The organism is Pseudomonas sp. Rh2, from assembly GCF_040762985.1.
In the GTDB taxonomy this organism is placed as follows: domain Bacteria; phylum Pseudomonadota; class Gammaproteobacteria; order Pseudomonadales; family Pseudomonadaceae; genus Aquipseudomonas; species Aquipseudomonas taiwanensis.
Genome location: NZ_CP142890.1, coordinates 1,883,442 through 1,902,523, shown reverse-complemented (window position 1 = coordinate 1,902,523; position 19,082 = coordinate 1,883,442). Strand labels below are relative to the sequence as shown.

The following is a 19,082-nucleotide window of genomic DNA, read 5'->3' as shown; positions in this document are numbered from 1 at the left end:
AGTCGACATTGTGACGCCTGTATCAGGGCTGCTCTGCGCCCCAATTGCCCAGCTTAATCAGTCAAACGGGGCGACCTTGGTCGCCCCGCTCGGGTTTTGCGCTTGCTTATTCCTGCGGTGCCTCTTCGGCACCCGCAGTGTCATCGTCTGCCGCATCCGGCACAGCCGCTTCGACACCCTCCTCGTCCGACTCGATGATCTCATCGACTTCTTCCTCGGACGGTTCCTGGATCCGTTCCAGGCCCACCAGCGTCTCGTCGTTGGCCAGCTTGATCAACGTCACGCCCTGGGTGTTACGACCCAGGCTGGAGACTTCGCCAACCCGTGTGCGCACCAGCGTGCCCTGGTCGGAGATCAGCATGATCTCTTCGCCTTCCTGCACCTGGATGGCGCCGATCAGCAGGCCATTGCGGCCTTTGGTCCCCATGGCGATGACACCCTGGCCACCACGGCCGCGACGCGGGAACTTGGACAGCGGGGTGCGCTTGCCGAAGCCACGCTCGGAAGCGGTGAGAATCTGGGCGCCGGACTCAGGAATCAGCATGGAGATGATCCGCTGCCCCTTGCCCAGCTTCATGCCGCGTACACCACGGGCGTTACGGCCCATTTCACGCACCACGCTTTCGGCGAAGCGGATCACCTTGCCCGCGTCGGAGAACATCATGACTTCCTTGGCGCCGTCGGTGATGGCCGCAGCGATCAGGGTGTCACCTTCCTTGAGCTTCAAGGCGATCAGGCCGTTGGAGCGCGGACGGGCGAACTGCACCAGCGGGGTCTTTTTGACGGTACCGGAAGCGGTAGCCATGAAGATGTAGGCGCCGGTCGGTTCGGCGACCCATTCCGGGGTGTCGCCGTCTTCTTCGTCGACTTCCTCGGCCTCGATCACTTCGCCTTCGAGCACGGTGTCTTCCCCGTCCTCCAGCTCTTCCTCGGCGCCAGCGCTCTGCTGCAGTGCTTCCAGGTCGATCTGCAGCATGGCGGTGATGCGCTCACCCTCTTCCAGCGGCAGCAGGTTGACCAGCGGACGGCCGCGGGCGGCACGGGACGCCTCTGGGATGTCGTAGGTCTTGAGCCAGTAGACCTTGCCCTTGCTGGAGAACAGCAGCAGCGTGGCATGGCTGTTGGCGACCAGCAGGTGCTCGATGTAGTCCTCGTCCTTCACGCCGGTGGCCGACTTGCCCTTGCCACCACGGCGCTGGGCCTGGTAGGCCGACAGCGGCTGAGTCTTGGCGTAGCCGCCGTGGGAAATGGTCACCACGCGCTCTTCTTCCGGGATCATGTCGCCGTAGTTGAGGTCGTGGCGGGCATCGAGGATTTCGGTGCGACGGGCATCGCCGTATTCGGCGCGGATGGCTTCGAGCTCTTCGCGGATCACTTCCATCAGGCGCTGGGCGCTGTTGAGGATACGGATCAGCTCGCCGATCTGTTCCAGGATCTCCTGGTACTCAGCCAGCAGCTTCTCGTGTTCCAGGCCGGTCAGGCGGTGCAGACGCAGGTCCAGGATGGCCTGGGCCTGCTCCGGCGACAGGTAATACTTGCCGTCACGCAGGCCGTATTGCTCCGGCAGGTCTTCTGGACGGCAGGAGTCGGCTCCCGCGCGCTCGACCATCAGTTGGACGGCGCTGGATTCCCAAGCCTTGGAAATCAGCGCTTCCTTGGCTTCCGACGGCGTCGGCGAAGCCTTGATCAGGGCGATGACCGGGTCGATGTTGGACAGCGCGACCGCCTGGCCTTCGAGGATGTGGCCGCGCTCACGGGCCTTGCGCAGCTCGAACACGGTACGACGGGTCACCACTTCACGGCGGTGACGGACGAAAGCTTCGAGCAGGTCCTTGAGGTTGAGCAGGCGTGGACGGCCATCGACCAACGCAACGACGTTGATGCCGAATACGGCCTGCAGCTGGGTCTGCTGATACAGATTGTTCAGCACCACCTCCGGCACCTCGCCGCGACGCAGCTCGATGACGATGCGCATGCCGTCCTTGTCGGACTCGTCGCGCAACTCGGTGATGCCCTCGATCTTCTTCTCTTTGACCAGCTCGGCGATCTTCTCGATCAGGCGCGCCTTGTTCAGCTGGTAAGGCAGCTCGGTGATCACGATCTGCTGGCGACCACCGACCTTGTCGATGTCTTCGATCTCGGAGCGGGCGCGCATGTAGATGCGGCCACGGCCGGTGCGGTAGGCCTCGATGATGCCCTGACGACCGTTGATCAGGCCGGCAGTGGGGAAGTCGGGGCCCGGGATGTACTGCATCAGCTCGTCGACGGTGACGTCCGGGTTGTCGATCAGCGCCAGGCAGCCGTCGATGACCTCACCCAGGTTGTGCGGCGGGATGTTGGTCGCCATGCCCACGGCAATACCGCTGGAACCGTTGACCAGCAGGTTGGGAATACGGGTAGGCATGACCGCCGGGATCTGCTCGGTGCCGTCGTAGTTGGGCACCCAGTCGACGGTTTCCTTGTGCAGGTCGGCCAGCAGCTCGTGGGCCAGCTTGGCCATGCGCACTTCGGTGTATCGCATGGCCGCGGCGTTGTCGCCGTCCACCGAACCGAAGTTGCCCTGGCCGTCGACCAGCAGGTAGCGCAGCGAGAATGGCTGGGCCATACGCACGATTGTGTCGTAGACCGCGGTATCGCCGTGCGGGTGGTACTTACCGATCACGTCACCGACCACACGGGCGGATTTCTTGTACGGCTTGTTCCAGTCGTTGCCCAGCTCGCTCATCGCAAAGAGAACGCGGCGATGCACGGGCTTCAAGCCGTCACGCGCATCGGGCAGCGCTCGCCCGACAATCACGCTCATCGCGTAGTCGAGGTAAGACTGTCTCAGTTCGTCTTCGATATTGACCGGGAGGATTTCTTTGGCCAGTTCGCCCATGAGAAGCCTGATTCCTTTTTCTGGTGAAACTTCGCAGCCTCCTTCAAGGGCCGAACGAAGCTCGCCGCCGCAGCGCATAAGGGTGCGACGACTTACGACAAATCAATGAGTTGAGCCATGGACTTGCGCAATGAAGGCCGCCGTCATGGGCGGTCTTGGAAACTGCCGGATGTTACCACAAAGGCAGTGGCAGTGGGGAGATGTGGCAGGTGGCCTGACGTGAGCGGTGTATCGCCTGGGCGATCGAGCGCCGCCCGCGCGGGGCATCGCGAGCAAGGCTCGCTCCTACACCTGTTTCAGGCCAGTAACTCATTGCCTCGAAACAACCGTAGGAGCGAGCCTTGCTCGCGATGCCCCGCGCGGGCAGCGCTCGACCCCAAAGACGCCCCCGCCCTACACCCCGGTCAGTGCAAACGCTTGCGACACATCAATTGCGCCAGCTTGGCGGTGTCCGGTCGTTCGACGACACCTTTCTCGGTCACGATTACATCGATCAGATCCGCTGGAGTCACATCGAACACCGGATTGAACACTTCCACATCCGGCGCGACCCGGGTACCGGCGTAATCCAGCAACTCGTCGGCATCACGCTCTTCCAGCGGAATGTCCTCGCCGGTCGCCAGGTTCAGGTCGATGCTGGTGCTCGGTGCCACCACCATGAAGCGCACACCATGGTGCATGGCGCTGACTGCCAGCTGATAAGTGCCGATCTTGCTGGCCACGTCACCGTTGGCAGCGATGCAGTCGGCACCGACCACTACCCAGGTAATGCCCTTGCTTTTCATCAGGTGGGCCAAGGCCGAATCGGCGCACAGGGTGACGGGAATACTCTCGCGGGCCAGCTCCCAGGCGGTCAGCCGCGAGCCCTGCAACCACGGGCGGGTCTCGCCGGCGTAGACCCGCTCGACCATACCCTCCAGGAACCCTGCGCGGATCACCCCCAGCGCGGTACCGAAGCCGCCACTGGCCAGGGCGCCGGCATTACCGTAGGTGAGCAGTGTCTGCTCGTTGCCCTGATGACGACGGATCAGCTCGATGCCGTGCTGGGCCATGGTCAGGTTGGCCTCGCGATCACTCTCGTGAATGGCCACCGCCTCGGCCTCCAGCGCCGCCAGCACGTCTTCTTCGGGGCGCAAGCGCAGCAGGCGCTCGCGCATGCGGTTGAGCGACCAGAACAGGTTGGCGGCGGTCGGGCGCGCCTCGGCCAGGTTGAGGAAATCCTCTTCCAGGTCGGTTTCCCAGTCGCCGCCCGCCGCCAGGCGCTCGCGCAGCGCCAGAACCAGGCCGAAAGCCGCGGCAATGCCGATGGCGGCAGCGCCGCGCACGGTCATATCCCGAATCGCTTCCACCACCTGTGAGACATTGTCGCAGGCCAGCCAGCGCTCTTGCGATGGCAGCAAACGCTGGTCGAGCAGGTGCAGGGCGCCGTCCTGCCAGCGGATCCCGGTCACCTTCTCCGCCGCCAAAAGTCGCTCGCGCATCGCCTCTCCCCGTCGTTCGGATGTCAAAAGCGGGCGATTATAGCGACCCTCAGCCCTGGGCGCTCGGGTATACTCCCGCGCAATCTAGCGAAGTTTCAGAGGACTGTTCACATGAGCAACGTCGACCACGCCGAAATCGCCAAGTTTGAAGCCTTGGCGCACCGCTGGTGGGACCGCGAAAGCGAGTTCAAGCCGCTGCACGACATCAACCCGCTGCGGGTCAACTGGATCGACGAGCGCGTCAGCCTGGCCGGCAAGAAAGTGCTCGACGTGGGCTGTGGCGGCGGCATCCTCAGCGAGGCGATGGCCCTGCGCGGCGCCACCGTCACCGGCATCGACATGGGCGAAGCCCCGCTGGCGGTCGCCCAACTGCACCAGCTCGAATCCGGCGTGCAGGTCGAATACCGGCAGATCACCGCCGAAGCCCTGGCCGAAGAGATGCCCGGGCAATTCGACGTGGTCACCTGCCTGGAGATGCTCGAACACGTGCCGGACCCCTCCTCGGTGATTCGCGCCTGCTACCGCATGGTCAAACCCGGCGGCCAGGTGTTCTTCTCCACCATCAACCGCAACCCGAAGGCATACCTGCTGGCCATCGTCGGCGCCGAGTACATCCTCAAGATGCTGCCGCGCGGCACCCACGACTTCAAGAAATTCATCCGCCCTTCGGAACTGGGCGCCTGGAGCCGCACCGCCGGCCTTGAAGTCAAGGACATCATCGGCCTGACCTACAACCCGCTGACCAAGCATTACAAGCTCAGCAGCGATGTAGACGTCAACTACATGATCCAGACCCTGCGCGAGGAATGAGCATGCGTTTGCGAGCGGTACTCTTCGACATGGACGGCACCCTGCTCGACACGGCGCCGGACTTCATCGCCATCTGCCAGGCCATGCTGGCCGAGCGTAACCTGCCGGCCATCGACGACAAGCGCATCCGTGACGTGATTTCCGGTGGCGCCCGCGCCATGGTCGCCGCCACCTTTGCGATGGACCCCGACGCCGAGGGCTTCGAGGCCCTGCGCCTGGAATTCCTGGAGCGCTACCAGCGCGACTGCGCAGTGCACAGCAGGCTGTTCGACGGCATGGGCGAACTGCTGGCCGACATCGAGAAAGGCAACCTGCTGTGGGGCGTGGTCACCAACAAACCGGTGCGTTTCGCCGAGCCGATCATGCAGCGGCTGGGCCTGGCCGAGCGTTCGGCCTTGCTGATCTGCCCGGACCACGTGAAAAACAGCAAGCCCGACCCCGAGCCGCTGATCCTGGCCTGCACCACGCTGAACCTTGACCCGGCCAGCGTACTGTTCGTCGGCGACGACTTGCGGGACATCGAGTCCGGCCGCGATGCCGGCACCCGCACGGCGGCAGTTCGCTATGGCTATATTCATCCAGAAGACAACCCGAACAACTGGGGTGCCGACGTGGTGGTGGACCACCCGCTGGAACTGCGCAAAGTGATCGACAGCGCGCTGTGCGGTTGCTGAAACCCGACTGATGCGCCGGGCGCCGTCCCTGTAGGAGCGGGTTTACCCGCGAATGCGCCAGCCCGGACGACCACGGCGCCTGAACGTACGCATTCGCGGGTAAACCCGCCCCCACAAGGGGGCCGGGTCGCCCGCACGAACTCGAAGGACAGAACAATGTTCGACTACACCGCCCGCCCCGACCTGCTCAAGGGCCGTATCATTCTGGTCACGGGTGCCGGTCGCGGCATCGGCGCCGCTGCCGCCAAGGCCTATGCCGCCCTGGGCGCCACCGTGCTGCTGCTGGGCAAGACCGAGGCCAACCTCAACGAGGTCTATGACCAGATCGAAGCGGCCGGCCACCCGCAACCGGTGGTGATCCCGTTCAACCTGGAAACCGCCCTGCCCCACCAGTACGACGAGCTGGCGGCAATGATCGAGGAACAGTTCGGCCGCCTCGATGGTTTGCTGAACAACGCCTCGATCATCGGCCCGCGCACGCCGCTGGAGCAGCTGTCGGGTGACAATTTCATGCGCGTGATGCACATCAACGTCAACGCGACCTTCATGCTCACCAGCACCCTGCTGCCGCTGCTCAAGCTGTCCGAGGACGCGTCGGTGGTGTTCACCTCCAGCAGCGTCGGGCGCAAGGGCCGGGCATACTGGGGCGCCTATGGTGTTTCGAAGTTCGCCACCGAAGGGCTGATGCAAACCCTGGCCGACGAGCTCGACGGCGTTGCCCCGGTGCGCTCCAACAGCATCAACCCTGGGGCTACCCGCACCGCGATGCGGGCGCAGGCGTACCCGAGCGAGAACCCACAGAACAACCCGCTGCCTGAAGAAATCATGCCGGTGTACCTGTACCTGATGGGGCCGGACAGCTCCGGGGTCAATGGGCAGGCGTTCGACGCCCAGTAAGCCCGTTCGTCACGGATGGGGCCGCTTTACGGCCCCATCCGCAAGACTCAACCGGCCACCAACGCCGGGCGCAGACGCCCCTGCTGGCGCCCTTCGAGCTGCATGCACCGCTCAAGGAACAGGTACATGCAGTCGTAGCTCTTGCAGATCGCCCTGCGCAGCTCGGTGCGCAGACCCAATGTCGGGTTTTCACCCGCCAGGGTACAGATGATCTCCAGCGCCTCCCAAGGGTGGGCATCGTCGTACTGAGCATGCATTTTCAGCCATTTCATGGCGCGCTTGCGCTGCTCTGGCGGGAAGCCCTCGGCATAGGTGTCGGTCGAGCAGACCACCGCCGACCATTCTCCGGTCGCCCCTTCGATGGCGTAGTTGGTCGCAGCCATGGCAATGGCCAGCGATTCGGTGGTACACACACGCCAGCACCAGTCATTCAGGCCATTCAGCTCTGGCGGCACTTCCTGTGCCTGCAACTCGTGCAGGTGAATGCCATGGGCCTGGCACCAATTCACCCAATAGTCGGCATGGTGCAGCTCGACCCGGATGTTGCGCATCAGCCAACGCCGCGCCATGTCTTCGCCGGGATGGCGGGCATAGCGGGTCTTGGTGAGGTTATGGGCCATGTACAGGGAAAACTGCTCGACCACCGGCCAGCCACCGATCAGGTACTGGCGAATCGTGGCAGGTCGTAGTTGGTTATCGCGCAGGCGCTCATAGAACTCATGCTCGACCACCCGGCGCTTGCTTTCACGACACTCTTCAATCAGTTGCTGAGCCCATTGCGGGTAACTGGCCGGGTCCATCAGTGGCCCGATACGTATGAATGAGTCAATCACGTTCAGCTCCTTGATCCATGTGATTATCGGGACATTTCAGCGAAACGTTCCCGGCGCCCTGTGCAAAAGGGGTCTCGCGGCAATCCGTTGGCGTTGCAGACTGTCGCAGGTGAATACCTGCGGACGTTCGATCAAATAGCCCTGGGCGTAATCCACGCCGATCTCCTGCAAGGCCTGTTCGATCAACGGGGTTTCGACGAACTCGGCAATGGTGCGTTTGCCCATCACATGGCCAATGTGGTTGATCACCTCGACCATGGCACGATTGACCGGATCGTCGAGCATATCTTTTACGAAACTTCCGTCGATCTTCAGGAAGTCTACAGGCAAATGCTTCAAATAGGCGAATGACGACATTCCGGCGCAGAAGTCGTCGAGGGAGAATTTGCAGCCCAATCCTTTCAATTCATTGATGAAGCGAATAGCGCTACCCAAATTGGCGATAGCGCTGGTCTCGGTTATTTCAAAACAGATTAACCGGGGAGGAATCGAATACTCGGCGAACAGCCTCTGCAAATACTCCAGGAACTTGTCGTCACCGATGCTGGAGCCTGAAAGGTTGATCGCGCACATCGACAACGGCCCTTCGCGACCTTCGTCCAGGCACTGGCGAATCACCTGGAACACGTTGCGCACCACCCAACGGTCCAGGGCGGTCATCAAGCCATAGCGTTCAGCCGCAGGGATGAAGCTGTCAGGCAAGATGGTACGGCCGCCTTCATCGTGCAGGCGCAACAGGATCTCGATGTGGCCCGGGCCTTCGAGGGTCTTGAGCGCGGCGATTTCCTGGGCATAGAGGCAAAAGCGGTTTTCCTCCAGGGCCACATGCAGGCGCTGGATCCAGGCCATCTCGCCAAACCGCATGGACAGTTCGCTGTCATCGACGTGGTACACCTGAACCCGGTTACGGCCTTTTTCCTTGGCCATGTAGCAGGCCATGTCGGCAGCCCGCAGCGATGCCTCGAGGGTGCCAGGGGCCTGGGCCATGTGCACCAGGCCAATGCTGACGGTGGTGACGAAAGGCCGCCCCTTCCAGACAAAATGCAGGCTCTGCACACTTTGGCGCAGGTGCTCGGCGATGCGCTCGGCCTGCTCGGCCGGACAGTTCTCCAAGAGCACGCCGAACTCGTCGCCCCCCAGGCGAGCCAGGGTATCGCTTTCGCGCAGGCAGGCCTGCAGCACTGCACAGATATGCCGCAGCAGCTCATCGCCGGCAGCGTGGCCGCAGGTGTCGTTGACCAGCTTGAACTGATCGAGGTCGAGGAACATCAGCGAGTGCCGGCCATTCTGCCGCGCCAGGTCGTTGAGCACCTGCTCCAGGCGATATTCGAATTCACGGCGGTTGGCCAGCCCCGTCAGGGCATCGTGGGTCGCCTGCCAGGACAGGTTGGCGATGTACTGGCGCTCCTGGGTCATGTCGTGCAGCACCAGCACGATGCCGGCCACCTGCCCTTCGTTGATGATGGGTGAGCCGACCAGGTTGATGGACACCGTGCTGCCATCCAGGCGTTGGATCAGCCTGGAATGGTCGGAGCCACCCTTGAGGTTGCCGCTGATCACCTGTTCGACCAGGGAGGCGCTTTCCTGGTCGTCCTGTTCGTCCACCAGGCTGAACAGCGCCGACAATGGCAAGCCATGGGCCTGGCCGGCCTGCCAGTGGGTCAGTTGCTCGGCGGCGGGGTTCATGTAGCCAATGCAACCCTCGACATCGGTGGTGATCACCGCATCGCCGATGGCCTGCAGGGTAGTCTGCGCCCGCTCTTTCTCTTCCTGCAGGGCGCTGGCGAAGGCCTGGCGCTGGGCCAACAGCTTGCTCGAACGGCGCCAGGCAAAGCTGATGAGGAACAGCGCGGTCAGCAGGTTGGTGATCAGTAGCACCCGCAACAGCATGCGCGAGCCTTCGCCCAGGGCATCGCTGAATGCCTTGGCCGCTGGGGTCACGCCTTCATTGATGGCAACGATGCGTGCCTTCCACTCGCCCAACTGCCGCGCATTGACCCTGGCCGACGCGAAGCCTTCGCGCATCTCCGTGGCCAGCACATCCAGCTGGTTCAGGTGGGCATCGCCGATATCCCAGTAGGCGATTGCCCGCTGCATGTAGCTGATCTGGCGAAAGTTGCGGTAGAACCAGATGATGCGGTCGACATCATCGGGATGGTTGCCGCCCTGCAAGATAGCCCGGCGCGCCGCGTCCAGGTCCGGGTTGGGCTGGTCGAGCACCACGCGCAGTTCGTGATCGCCCTGGGGCACCTTGATCGCCTCGCGGTAGCGCTCGAAGGTTTGCGCATCGCGGTTGTCGGCATAAAGGTTGAGGTAGTAGATGGCGTCTTTCTGGGCCTTGGACCACAGGCTTTCACCAGCCACGTAGGCGCGCACAGCCGACAGCGCATAAAGGCTGAGACTGCCCAGCAACACCTGGAAGACCACAACAGCAATGAAGGGCCAAATGATACCGAGTAGCTTTGGCGCTTCGAGAGTCCGTTTTCCCTTCATGTAATCCCTGTCGCAGAGCAGATGAGGCGTCGATCAACCCAGACAAGCACAGCGTAGGCCATTTGCCATCTGCACGACGGGGTTTTTAAGGGCGGTAATCGGGAAAATTTTGCGGTTCCGGGCGGACCGACGAGCCGGCGACCGGCTCGTCAAGTCTGCTGCAAATGCCCGTAAAGCTTGGCGTACAGGCCGCCTTCGGCGATCAACTGCTGGTGCCCGCCATCTTCGGCCACGTGCCCGCCATCGAACACCAGCACCCGATCCGCCTGCTTCACTGCCGAAAGGCGGTGGGCGATGATCAACGTGGTGCGGCCCCGCAGGAAGTGCGACAAGGCTTGGTGCAAGTTGTATTCAGTGGCAGCGTCCAGGGCCGAGGTGGCCTCGTCGAGAATCACCACCTTGGGCTCGGCCAGTACCATACGGGCGATGGCCAGGCGCTGACGCTGGCCACCGGAAAGGCGCACCCCGGAACGGCCGACCACGCTGTCCAGGCCTTGCGGCAAAGCAGCGATGGTCGCATCCAGCTGGGCCACGCGCAGGGCCTGCCAGCAGGCCTCGTCGGTACATTCGCGGCCCATGGTCAGGTTGGCGCGTACGGTGTCGTTGAACAGCGACGGATGCTGCAGCACCACCGCAACGTTCTCGCGCAGGGTTTCCAGGCCAATTTCCTGCAAGCTGGCGCCACCGAAGCGAATGGTGCCGGCCTGGGCGCTGTACAGCCCCAGCAGCAGTTGCACCAGCGTGCTCTTGCCTCCGCCACTGGCGCCCACGATGGCCACCTTCTCCCCCGGCGCAATGGCCAGGTCGAGGTGTTCCAGCACCGGCTCGTCGGCGTAGGCGAAGCGCAGGTCTCGCACTTCGATGCCCACCGTCTCGCGCCCGGCGAACGGGTCGCAGGCCGCCGGGTACTGCGGCTCGTCGTCACGTGCCAGCAGCTCGTTGACACGGCTCAGCGCACCACCGGCCGCATAATAGGCGTACTGCAGGTTCAGCAGTTGTTCCACCGGCCCGATCATGAACCACAAGTAGCTGAACACGGCCAGCATCTGGCCGATGGACAAGTCCGAGAACAGCACCGTGAGCATGGCCGCGGCACGGAAGATATCGATACCGAACTGGAACAGCAGGCCACTGGCACGGCCACTGGCATCGCTCTTCCATTGCGACTCCACGGCGTAGTCCCGCACCTCCCGGGCCCGCAGGCCAAGGCGCCCCAGGAAGTAGCCCTGGCGGTTGCCGGCGCGTATCTCCTGGATGGCGTCGAGGGTTTCGGCCAAGGCCTGGGTAAAGCGCGAGGTGCTGTCGTTTTCGAGCTTCTTCAGGTGCTTGACGCGCTTGCCCAACTGCACGGTGAAGTAGATCACCAGCGGGTTGAACAACAGAATCAGCAAGGCCAGCTTCCAGTGCATCCAGATGAGGATGGCGGCGGTGCCGGTCAGGGTGAGCATGGCGACCAGGAACCGGCTAAGGGTCTCGCCGACGAATTTGTCGAGGGTATCCAGGTCGGTGACCAGGTGAGTGGTCACCGTGCCGCTGCCGAGGCTTTCGTACTCTTTCAAGGAAATGCGCTTGAGGCGCTCGATCAGGCGGATGCGCAGGCGGTAGACGATATCCTTCGCCAAACCGGCGAACAGCTTGGCCTGGATAACGTTGAACGCCAGAGCCGCCAGGCGCAGGCACAGCGTGGCCACCAGCATCAGGCCGATGTAGCCCGCGGCCACTTGCCAGCCGGTCGGCAGCAGGTGGTTCATCCACTTCAATGCAGCATCACCGTGGCCGAGCAGCACCTCGTCCACCAGCAATGGCAGCAGCAGCGGAATGGGCACGCTGCAGCACGCGGCCAACACGGCGACCAGGTTGGCGGACCACAGCTGTTTCTTGTGATGCAGGGCCAGGCGGCGAATTTCCGCCCAGCTCAGACGATCGGCCACGGAAGAGGGTTTCCCCGGCACAGGGTCGGGTGACCCTGGCAGATCAAGCACAGGCGGCCTGCCCTAGCCAGCGGCCAAGCAAGGGTTGCAGGCGATCCAGCGGCTGGTAGCCATTGGTCAGCAAGGCCAACTGCCCATTACGCTCGGCCAGCAGGGTCGGAAAACCGGCGATACCCAAATCCTGCACCCAGCTGAAGTCGGCTGCCGTGGCGGCGCGGACGTCGTGGCTGGCGAAGTGCTGGGCAAACCGCTCGCGGTCGAAGCCCACTTGTTCGGCCAGCTCGACCAGTTGCGGGGCACGGGTGACATCCACACCCTGCTCGTAGAAAGAACGCTGGATCAGCGCCAGCAGCGGCCAGACGCGCTCGGCGTCCAGCTCGCGGGCGGTTACCAGGGCGCGGCATGCCGGCTCGGTGTCATAGACGAAACCGTCGGGCATCGCCCCGTCGAAACGAAACGGTTGCCCGGTGGCATCCGCCACCGCCTGCCAATGCTCGAGGATGTACTTACGCGTGGATGCGTCCAAGGCACTGCCGCCGGTACGCAACCCGCCCGGCACCACACGCGTCGGTACACCGGCCTCACGCGCCTGGGCGATCAGGGCCTCAGCAACGGGTGCGAAGCCCCAGCACCAGGAGCACATCGGGTCCATCACATAGAGCAGGCGTGCGGACATGTATCAAGCCTCGGCTTTGTAGTTGTAACCGATCGGATGTGGCAGGTTGCGCGCCTTGGCGAGCTCGATCTGCTTCTGCCGGTCGATGGCGCTGCGCCGGGTCTTCTCACTCAGGGTGTCCCAGCAGTGTGGGCAGCTGACACCAGGCGAGTAATGCTCGGACGCACGGTCCTCCACATTGATTGGGTGGCGGCAGGCATGGCACTGGTCGTACTCGCCTTCACTCAGGTCATGGCGCACCGTGACCCGGTTGTCGAAGACGAAGCAGTCGCCGTCCCAGAGGCTTTCTTCCTGAGGCACTTCCTCGAAGTATTTCAGAATGCCGCCCTTAAGATGATAGACCTCCTCGAAGCCTTCACCGAGCATGTAGCTGGAGGCTTTTTCGCAACGGATGCCACCGGTGCAGAACATCGCCACCTTCTTGTGCTTGCTCGGGTCGAAGTTGGCCTTGATGTACTCGGGGAACTCGCGGAAGGTTTCGGTCTTCGGATCGATGGCGCCCTTGAAGGTGCCGATGGCCACTTCGTAGTCGTTGCGGGTGTCGATCAGCAGCACCTCCGGGTCGCTGATCAGGGCGTTCCAGTCCTTCGGATCGACGTAGGTGCCGACCTTCTGGTTGGGGTCCACGCCCGGCACGCCGAGGGTGACGATCTCTTTCTTGAGCTTGACCTTGGTGCGGTAGAACGGTTGCTCGTCGCAGTAGGACTCTTTGTGGTCGACATCGACCAGGCGCGGGTCGTTGCGCAGCCAGGCGAGCAGCGCGTCGATGCCTTCGCGGGTGGCGGAAACGGTACCGTTGATGCCCTCGTGGGCCAGCAGCAGGGTACCTTTCACGCCGTTGTCGAGCATGGTCTTTAGCAGCGGCTCGCGCAGTTCGACGTAGTCTTCCAGGGTGACGAACTTGTACAGCGCCGCCACGACGATAGCTTGGGACATGAATCTGAATCTCCAGGTGGTTGCCCTCGTAAGGGGCGGACCGGGTTCTACAAAAGCAAAGGGGCTGCCGTGCAGCCCATCGCTGGCAAGCCGACGCCTACAGGCTGTAGGCGCGGGCTTGCTAGCGATGGGCCGCGCAGCGGCCCCCTTGGGATGACGCGGATTCTACCAGAACAAAAAAAAGGAATCAGTGCTTGCCGCCACCGGCGCACACTGGCGAGGCCGGTGCGGCGCCAACCTGGGTCCATTCCTCGGCGGTGTAGGTGTGAATCGCCAGTGCATGGATCTGGCTCATCAGCTCGCCCATGGTGGCGTACACCTTCTGGTGGCGCTTGACGCTGTTCAGGCCGGCGAACTGCTCGCTGACGATGACTGCCTTGTAGTGGGTCTCCTGGCCACGGCTGTGCATGTGGCTTTCGTTGAGCACTTCAAGGTGTTGCGGCGCCAGCGCTGTCAGTTGCTGGTGGATACGTTCCTGCATGGTCATCGGGTGTTACTCACTTCTTCGCCGGCGCCGCGGCCTTGCCAGCGTTCGGGTCCAGTTCCTTGGTCATGTCGTCGAGCAGCTTGTTCACCACCGGCACGGCAGGCTCCAGGCTCTGCTGGGTCAACTGGGCCGACTGCTGGGTGACTTTGGGCATTTCGCGCAGCACTTTCTTGCCAAGCGGCGACTCGTAGAACTTGACCAGGTCCTTGAGCTCCTGCTCGGTGAAGGTCTGGGTGTACAGGTCGACCATCTTCGGCTTGAGCTTGTTCCAACCAATGGCGCTGTCCAGGGCGGCGTTGGCCTTGGCCTGGTAGCTTTCCAGCACCGACTGCTTGGAGGCAGGCGCCTTGGTCTGGGCGAAGCGCTGGGCGAACATCTGCTGGACCTGCATGTACACCGGAGTGCCCAGCTTGTCGGCGTTGGCCAGGGTCAGGAATTTCTCGGCGGCAGCGTTGTGGCTGGCGGTGGCAGCGAGCACCTGGCCGCTGGCGCAGGCCAGGGCAACGGCGGCACAGAGGACACGGAGACGGGTCATTGCATTTCCTTCAAGAAAGGGAGGCGGGTACCTCAGAGTAGAGCATTCTGCGCTGTGGTGGCGAAGTGCTCAAGTGGCACGACGAGCGATGGAACCGCTCTGCCGAATGAGGGCCTAAACTGCGATTTCAGACTACAAAGGAGTGAGCGCAGCATGAGCCGTATCGAGACAGACAGCCTGGGCCCGGTCGAAGTTCCGGACGACGCCTACTGGGGCGCGCAGACCCAGCGCTCGCTGATCAACTTTGCCATTGGCAAGGAACGCATGCCGCTCGCGGTGCTGCACGCCCTGGCGCTGATCAAGAAAGCCGCGGCACGGGTCAACGACCGCAACGGCGACTTGCCCGCCGACATCGCCCGCCTGATCGAGCAGGCCGCCGACGAAGTGCTCGCAGGCCAGCACGACGACCAGTTTCCACTCGTCGTCTGGCAGACCGGTAGCGGCACGCAAAGCAACATGAACGTCAACGAAGTGATCGCCGGGCGCGCCAACGAGCTGGCCGGCAAGGGCCGTGGCGGCAAGGCGCCGGTCCACCCCAACGATCACGTCAACCGTTCACAGAGTTCCAACGACTGCTTCCCCACTGCCATGCACATCGCCGCCGCCCAAGCGGTGCAGGAGCGCCTGCTGCCAGCGATTGCCGAACTGTCGTCGGGCCTTGCCGAGCTCTCGGCGCGCCACCACAAGCTGGTCAAGACCGGCCGCACGCACATGATGGATGCCACCCCGATCACGTTCGGCCAGGAAGTGTCGGCGTTCGTCGCCCAGCTCGACTATGCCCAGCGCGCCATCCGCGCCACGCTGCCGGCAGTGTGCGAACTGGCCCAGGGCGGCACGGCCGTCGGTACAGGCCTGAACGCCCCACACGGGTTCGCCGAGGCCGTGGCTGCCGAGCTGGCCGCACTGTCCGGCCTGCCCTTCGTCACCGCGCCGAACAAGTTCGCCGCCCTCGCCGGCCACGAACCCCTGACCAGCCTGGCCGGCGCCCTCAAGACCCTGGCGGTGGCACTGATGAAAATCGCCAACGACCTGCGCCTGCTGGGCTCCGGGCCGCGCGCAGGGCTGGCCGAAGTGCGCCTGCCGGCCAACGAGCCTGGGAGTTCGATCATGCCTGGCAAGGTCAACCCGACCCAGTGCGAGGCGCTGTCGATGCTGGCCTGTCAGGTGCTGGGCAATGATGCCGCCATCGGCTTCGCCGCCAGCCAAGGTCACCTGCAGTTGAACGTGTTCAAGCCGGTGATCATCCACAACCTGCTGCAGTCCATCGAACTGCTGGCCGACGGATGTCGCAACTTCCAGGCGCATTGCGTGGCCGGGATCGAGCCGGATGCCGAGCAAATGGCCGCGCATCTGGAGCGAGGGTTGATGCTGGTGACCGCGCTGAACCCGCATATCGGCTATGACAAGGCCGCGGAAATTGCCAAGAAGGCCTACGCCGAGGGCAAGACCTTGCGTGAGGCGGCACTGGAGTTGAAGTACCTGACCAACGAACAGTTCGATGAATGGGTCAGGCCGCAGAACATGTTGGCGCCCGGAGGCAAGGGCTAACCCAGGGTGCGTCGCAGTCGAGCAAGCCGGGGCCGCGCTGCGGCCCTTTCACGACGCAAGGCCACTCCCCATGGGCCACATGGGCCGTGAAATGCACTGTAAAATCCGACTGGGCGGCGATGTTCAGCGAACTTGAGCCAGGCGTGCATTCCTTGCCCGCCACCCGGCCACCAGCGACGGCCCCAACGCCACCAGCGCCGAACCGATCACCACCGTCACCGCCCCCACATAGCCCAGGCCATTGATCTCCTCGGCGTGGACATGGTCCGGCCATACCCAGGCCGCCGCCGCAACCGCCACGAAGGTTACCAACGGAGTCAGCGCCAGCGTGGCACTGACCTTCGACGCTTCCCAATGGGCCAAGGCCTCGGCAAAGGCGCCATAGGCCACCAGGGTATTCAGGCAGCAGGCCAGCAGCAGCCAGCCTTGCACCGGCGAAAGCGCAAGCGCCTCCAGCGGGTGTACCCAGGGGGTGAGCAACGCCGCGCAACCCAGATAGATCACCATCATCACCTGCTGCGAATTCCACACCGTCAGCAGCTGCTTCTGGCTCAAGGCATAGAACACCCAGATGCTGGTGGCCAGGATGATGGTCAGTACGCCAGTGGTGTAGACACCCAGCGAGGTCAGCAGCTCTTCCAGCCGCTGGTTGAAGAACAGGCCAAAGCCTGCCAGCAGAATCAGCAAACCAATGCCCTGCCCCAGGCTGAACCGCTCCTTGAACACGAACACGCTGGCCACCAGCAACAGCACTGGCCCAAGCTGCACCACCAGTTGCGCAGTGCCGGGGCTGAGCAACTTGAGGCCGATCAGGTAGAGCACGTAGTTGCCCATCAAGCCACCGATGGCAACCACCACCAGGCCCTTGCCCTTGCGCCCCAGCTTGCCGAACGAGGGTAGCCGCCGCTGGGCCGACAGCCAGGCGAACAGTAGCCCGCCCGACACCAGCAGGCGGTACCAGGTGACGGTGACCGGATCGACCACTTGCAGCACCTGCTTCAACTTGATCGGCAATATGCCCCAGAGCAGCGCCGTCAACAGGGCCAGGAACAGTCCATAGCCCCAGCGGCCGGAAGTGGTGTGCATAGTGTCCTCGAACGAGCCCGTGGTGGGGGTAGGTAGGATTCTACGGGTTTACAGGCCTGAGTCTGCGGCGTGTGGCGAGAAAAGAATTCATCAGGTCATTCTTGCAAGGCATGGCTTGATGGATGGGCCAGCCATGCCCCGCGACGCCTGAGGAAGCAGGTTGCACGAGGAGGCCCGCCCAGCCAACCTCCCCTTTCCGCTATTTCTTGTCTTTGGCGAACGCAGCTTCCAACGCGTCATTGAGGGTGCGCAACACCTTCACTCGTGCCCAGCGCTTGTCATTGGCTTCCACCAGTGTCCACGGCGCGATCTCGCTGCTGGTACGGTCGACCATGTCGCCCACTGCTTCGCTGTAGACGCCCCACTTCTCGCGGTTGCGCCAGTCCTCCTCGGTGATTTTGTAGCGCTTGAACGGAATCTGCTCGCGCTCCTCGAAGCGCTCCAGCTGGGTCTGCTGGTCGATGGCCAGCCAGAACTTGACCAACACCACGCCGGCATTGACCAGTTGCTCTTCGAAATCGTTGATCTCGCCATAGGCGCGCATCCAGTCGGCCGGTGTGCAGAACCCTTCGACCCTTTCCACCAGCACGCGTCCATACCACGACCGGTCGAAGATGGTGAACTTCCCCCGTGCCGGAATGTGCCGCCAGAAGCGCCACAGGTACGGCTGGGCGCGCTCTTCTTCGGTGGGCGCGGCGATCGGCACGATGCGGTACTGACGGGGGTCGAGCGCGGCAGCCACGCGGCGTATGGCCCCGCCCTTGCCGGCGGCATCGTTTCCTTCGAACACCGCGACCAGGGCATGCCGGCGCATGCGCTTGTCCCGCAGCAGGCCGGCCAGGCGTGCCTGCTCGGTGACCAGCTGTTCCTGGTAGTCGCTCTTGTCCAGCCGCCGGGTCAGGTCCAGGGCGCCGATCAGGCTGCGCTGGTCGATGCTACGCCCCAGCGGCGCCACGTTGCCCTGGTGCTTGCCCTTGGGGTTGATGGCCAGCGCCGCTTGCAGGCTGTCGAGCAGGATGCGCCCCACCGCCAGGCTGCGGTAGTAGGGGTCGACGCCTTCGATGACATGCCAGGGCGCATAGTCGCGGCTGGTGCGGCGCAGCACACGCTCGCCAAAGCGAACGAAGCGGTCATAGGTCTCCGACTGCTGCCAGTCCAGCGGGCTGATGCGCCAACTGTGCAGCGGGTCGTCCTTGAGCGCCTTGAGCCGGGCCTTCATCTGTTTCTTGGACAGGTGGAACCAGAACTTGATGATCAGCGCGCCTTCATCGCAGAGCATCTGCTCCAGGCGCTCGGCACCCGTGATCGCCTGGTCGAGCACGGCATCCTTGAACAAGCCATGGACCCGCCCCTGAAGCATCTGGCTGTACCAGTTGCCGAAGAAAACGCCCATGCGTCCCTTGGGCGGCAAGGCGCGCCAGTAGCGCCAGGCCGGTGGACGGGCCAGCTCTTCGTCGGTCTGCTGGTCGAAGGTCAGCACGTCGATCAGGCGCGGGTCCATCCACTCGTTCAGCAGCTTCACCGTCTCGCCCTTGCCGGCGCCTTCGATGCCGTTGATCAGCACGATCACCGGAAAGCGCGCCTGCTGCTTGAGCTCGTACTGGGCTTCGAGCAAGGCTTCACGCAGGGCCGGTACCTCGGCCTCGAAGGTTTCCTTGTCGATGCTGTGACCGATTTCCGCGGATTCGAACATGGCTGCGCTGGCTCCTTGCATTGGATAGACAAGACTAGCGGATTTGCGCCACCTGCACTGGCTCTATCGAGGTGCTTGCCGGCGAGGACTGCGCAACGCCGGCAGATGGCATAAAATCCCCCCC

The 19,082-nt window shown here is 63.4% G+C and carries 15 protein-coding genes; 4 read left to right on the top strand and 11 right to left on the bottom strand.

Annotated elements, in window-relative coordinates; genetic code table 11:
• Nucleotides 1-106: 106 nt before the first annotated feature.
• Together gyrA and mtnA are read right to left on the bottom strand one after the other, a co-directional pair.
• Nucleotides 107-2,878 carry a DNA gyrase subunit A gene (gyrA, locus tag VXM67_RS08605; protein WP_023379263.1) on the bottom strand — a complete coding sequence of 924 codons (2,772 nt, stop codon included), beginning with the start codon at nucleotides 2,876-2,878 and terminating at the stop codon, nucleotides 107-109.
• Between the two features lie 404 nt (nucleotides 2,879-3,282).
• A complete protein-coding gene (mtnA, locus tag VXM67_RS08600; RefSeq protein WP_027906875.1) occupies nucleotides 3,283-4,359 on the bottom strand; it encodes an S-methyl-5-thioribose-1-phosphate isomerase in 1,077 nt (358 codons plus the stop codon).
• A gap of 111 nt (nucleotides 4,360-4,470) precedes the next feature.
• Here mtnA and ubiG point away from each other — a divergent pair, with 111 nt between their 5' ends.
• The 3 genes from ubiG to VXM67_RS08585 all read left to right on the top strand — a co-directional run bounded on the left by ubiG (nucleotide 4,471) and on the right by VXM67_RS08585 (nucleotide 6,740).
• Entirely contained in the window at nucleotides 4,471-5,169 is a 699-nt protein-coding gene (gene ubiG / locus VXM67_RS08595; protein WP_027906876.1) for a bifunctional 2-polyprenyl-6-hydroxyphenol methylase/3-demethylubiquinol 3-O-methyltransferase UbiG, read from the top strand.
• A gap of 2 nt (nucleotides 5,170-5,171) precedes the next feature.
• On the top strand, nucleotides 5,172-5,843 hold the full coding sequence (mupP, locus tag VXM67_RS08590) for an N-acetylmuramic acid 6-phosphate phosphatase MupP (protein WP_023379260.1): 672 nt from the start codon (nucleotides 5,172-5,174) through the stop codon (nucleotides 5,841-5,843).
• 156 nt (nucleotides 5,844-5,999) lie between these two features.
• Nucleotides 6,000-6,740, top strand: a complete 741-nt coding sequence (locus tag VXM67_RS08585; RefSeq protein ID WP_023379259.1) for a YciK family oxidoreductase — start codon at nucleotides 6,000-6,002, stop codon at nucleotides 6,738-6,740.
• Nucleotides 6,741-6,787: 47 nt separating this feature from the next.
• On the opposite strand, the gene VXM67_RS08580 is transcribed toward VXM67_RS08585, so the two are convergent.
• The 7 genes from VXM67_RS08580 to VXM67_RS08550 all read right to left on the bottom strand — a co-directional run bounded on the left by VXM67_RS08580 (nucleotide 6,788) and on the right by VXM67_RS08550 (nucleotide 14,631).
• Nucleotides 6,788-7,573: a TenA family transcriptional regulator gene (locus VXM67_RS08580; protein WP_023379258.1), complete on the bottom strand. Its 786-nt coding sequence runs from the start codon at nucleotides 7,571-7,573 to the stop codon at nucleotides 6,788-6,790.
• Between the two features lie 36 nt (nucleotides 7,574-7,609).
• Nucleotides 7,610-10,066 (bottom strand): EAL domain-containing protein, encoded by a 2,457-nt coding sequence (locus VXM67_RS08575; protein ID WP_027906877.1) that lies wholly within the window; start codon nucleotides 10,064-10,066, stop codon nucleotides 7,610-7,612.
• A 149-nt stretch (nucleotides 10,067-10,215) separates the two neighbouring features.
• Entirely contained in the window at nucleotides 10,216-12,048 is a 1,833-nt protein-coding gene (locus VXM67_RS08570) for an ABC transporter ATP-binding protein (RefSeq protein WP_027906878.1), read from the bottom strand.
• Nucleotides 12,041-12,673, bottom strand: coding sequence for a DsbA family protein (locus VXM67_RS08565; protein ID WP_023379255.1), 633 nt, complete (start codon nucleotides 12,671-12,673; stop codon nucleotides 12,041-12,043). The genes VXM67_RS08570 and VXM67_RS08565 overlap by 8 nt, the downstream gene beginning before the upstream one ends.
• Before the next feature lie 3 nt (nucleotides 12,674-12,676).
• On the bottom strand, nucleotides 12,677-13,609 hold the full coding sequence (locus VXM67_RS08560) for a rhodanese-related sulfurtransferase (RefSeq protein WP_023379254.1): 933 nt from the start codon (nucleotides 13,607-13,609) through the stop codon (nucleotides 12,677-12,679).
• 187 nt (nucleotides 13,610-13,796) lie between these two features.
• Complete coding sequence (locus VXM67_RS08555; RefSeq protein ID WP_023379253.1) at nucleotides 13,797-14,096, bottom strand: BolA family transcriptional regulator; 300 nt, start codon at nucleotides 14,094-14,096, stop codon at nucleotides 13,797-13,799.
• 10 nt (nucleotides 14,097-14,106) lie between these two features.
• Nucleotides 14,107-14,631: a DUF2059 domain-containing protein gene (locus tag VXM67_RS08550; RefSeq protein ID WP_023379252.1), complete on the bottom strand. Its 525-nt coding sequence runs from the start codon at nucleotides 14,629-14,631 to the stop codon at nucleotides 14,107-14,109.
• A gap of 153 nt (nucleotides 14,632-14,784) precedes the next feature.
• Here VXM67_RS08550 and VXM67_RS08545 point away from each other — a divergent pair, with 153 nt between their 5' ends.
• Nucleotides 14,785-16,179: a class II fumarate hydratase gene (locus VXM67_RS08545; RefSeq protein WP_023379251.1), complete on the top strand. Its 1,395-nt coding sequence runs from the start codon at nucleotides 14,785-14,787 to the stop codon at nucleotides 16,177-16,179.
• Nucleotides 16,180-16,302: 123 nt separating this feature from the next.
• Here the strand turns inward: VXM67_RS08545 and VXM67_RS08540 are convergent, their stop codons facing one another.
• Together VXM67_RS08540 and pap are read right to left on the bottom strand one after the other, a co-directional pair.
• Nucleotides 16,303-17,265, bottom strand: a complete 963-nt coding sequence (locus VXM67_RS08540; RefSeq protein ID WP_023379250.1) for a DMT family transporter — start codon at nucleotides 17,263-17,265, stop codon at nucleotides 16,303-16,305.
• Nucleotides 17,266-17,464: 199 nt separating this feature from the next.
• A complete protein-coding gene (gene pap / locus VXM67_RS08535) occupies nucleotides 17,465-18,958 on the bottom strand; it encodes a polyphosphate:AMP phosphotransferase (protein ID WP_023379249.1) in 1,494 nt (497 codons plus the stop codon).
• Between the last annotated feature and the right edge of the window lie 124 nt (nucleotides 18,959-19,082).

What these genes read in the sequence shown, in the direction of transcription:
- VXM67_RS08575 (WP_027906877.1), bottom strand. Translation starts at nt 10,066, where the DNA reads ATGAAGGGAAAACGGACTCTCGAAGCGCCAAAGCTACTCGGTATCATT.
- pap (WP_023379249.1), bottom strand. Translation starts at nt 18,958, where the DNA reads ATGTTCGAATCCGCGGAAATCGGTCACAGCATCGACAAGGAAACCTTC.
- VXM67_RS08555 (WP_023379253.1), bottom strand. Translation starts at nt 14,096, where the DNA reads ATGACCATGCAGGAACGTATCCACCAGCAACTGACAGCGCTGGCGCCG.
- VXM67_RS08585 (WP_023379259.1), top strand. Translation starts at nt 6,000, where the DNA reads ATGTTCGACTACACCGCCCGCCCCGACCTGCTCAAGGGCCGTATCATT.
- mupP (WP_023379260.1), top strand. Translation starts at nt 5,172, where the DNA reads ATGCGTTTGCGAGCGGTACTCTTCGACATGGACGGCACCCTGCTCGAC.
- VXM67_RS08545 (WP_023379251.1), top strand. Translation starts at nt 14,785, where the DNA reads ATGAGCCGTATCGAGACAGACAGCCTGGGCCCGGTCGAAGTTCCGGAC.
- VXM67_RS08550 (WP_023379252.1), bottom strand. Translation starts at nt 14,631, where the DNA reads ATGACCCGTCTCCGTGTCCTCTGTGCCGCCGTTGCCCTGGCCTGCGCC.
- ubiG (WP_027906876.1), top strand. Translation starts at nt 4,471, where the DNA reads ATGAGCAACGTCGACCACGCCGAAATCGCCAAGTTTGAAGCCTTGGCG.
- gyrA (WP_023379263.1), bottom strand. Translation starts at nt 2,878, where the DNA reads ATGGGCGAACTGGCCAAAGAAATCCTCCCGGTCAATATCGAAGACGAA.
- mtnA (WP_027906875.1), bottom strand. Translation starts at nt 4,359, where the DNA reads ATGCGCGAGCGACTTTTGGCGGCGGAGAAGGTGACCGGGATCCGCTGG.
- VXM67_RS08540 (WP_023379250.1), bottom strand. Translation starts at nt 17,265, where the DNA reads ATGCACACCACTTCCGGCCGCTGGGGCTATGGACTGTTCCTGGCCCTG.
- VXM67_RS08565 (WP_023379255.1), bottom strand. Translation starts at nt 12,673, where the DNA reads ATGTCCGCACGCCTGCTCTATGTGATGGACCCGATGTGCTCCTGGTGC.
- VXM67_RS08560 (WP_023379254.1), bottom strand. Translation starts at nt 13,609, where the DNA reads ATGTCCCAAGCTATCGTCGTGGCGGCGCTGTACAAGTTCGTCACCCTG.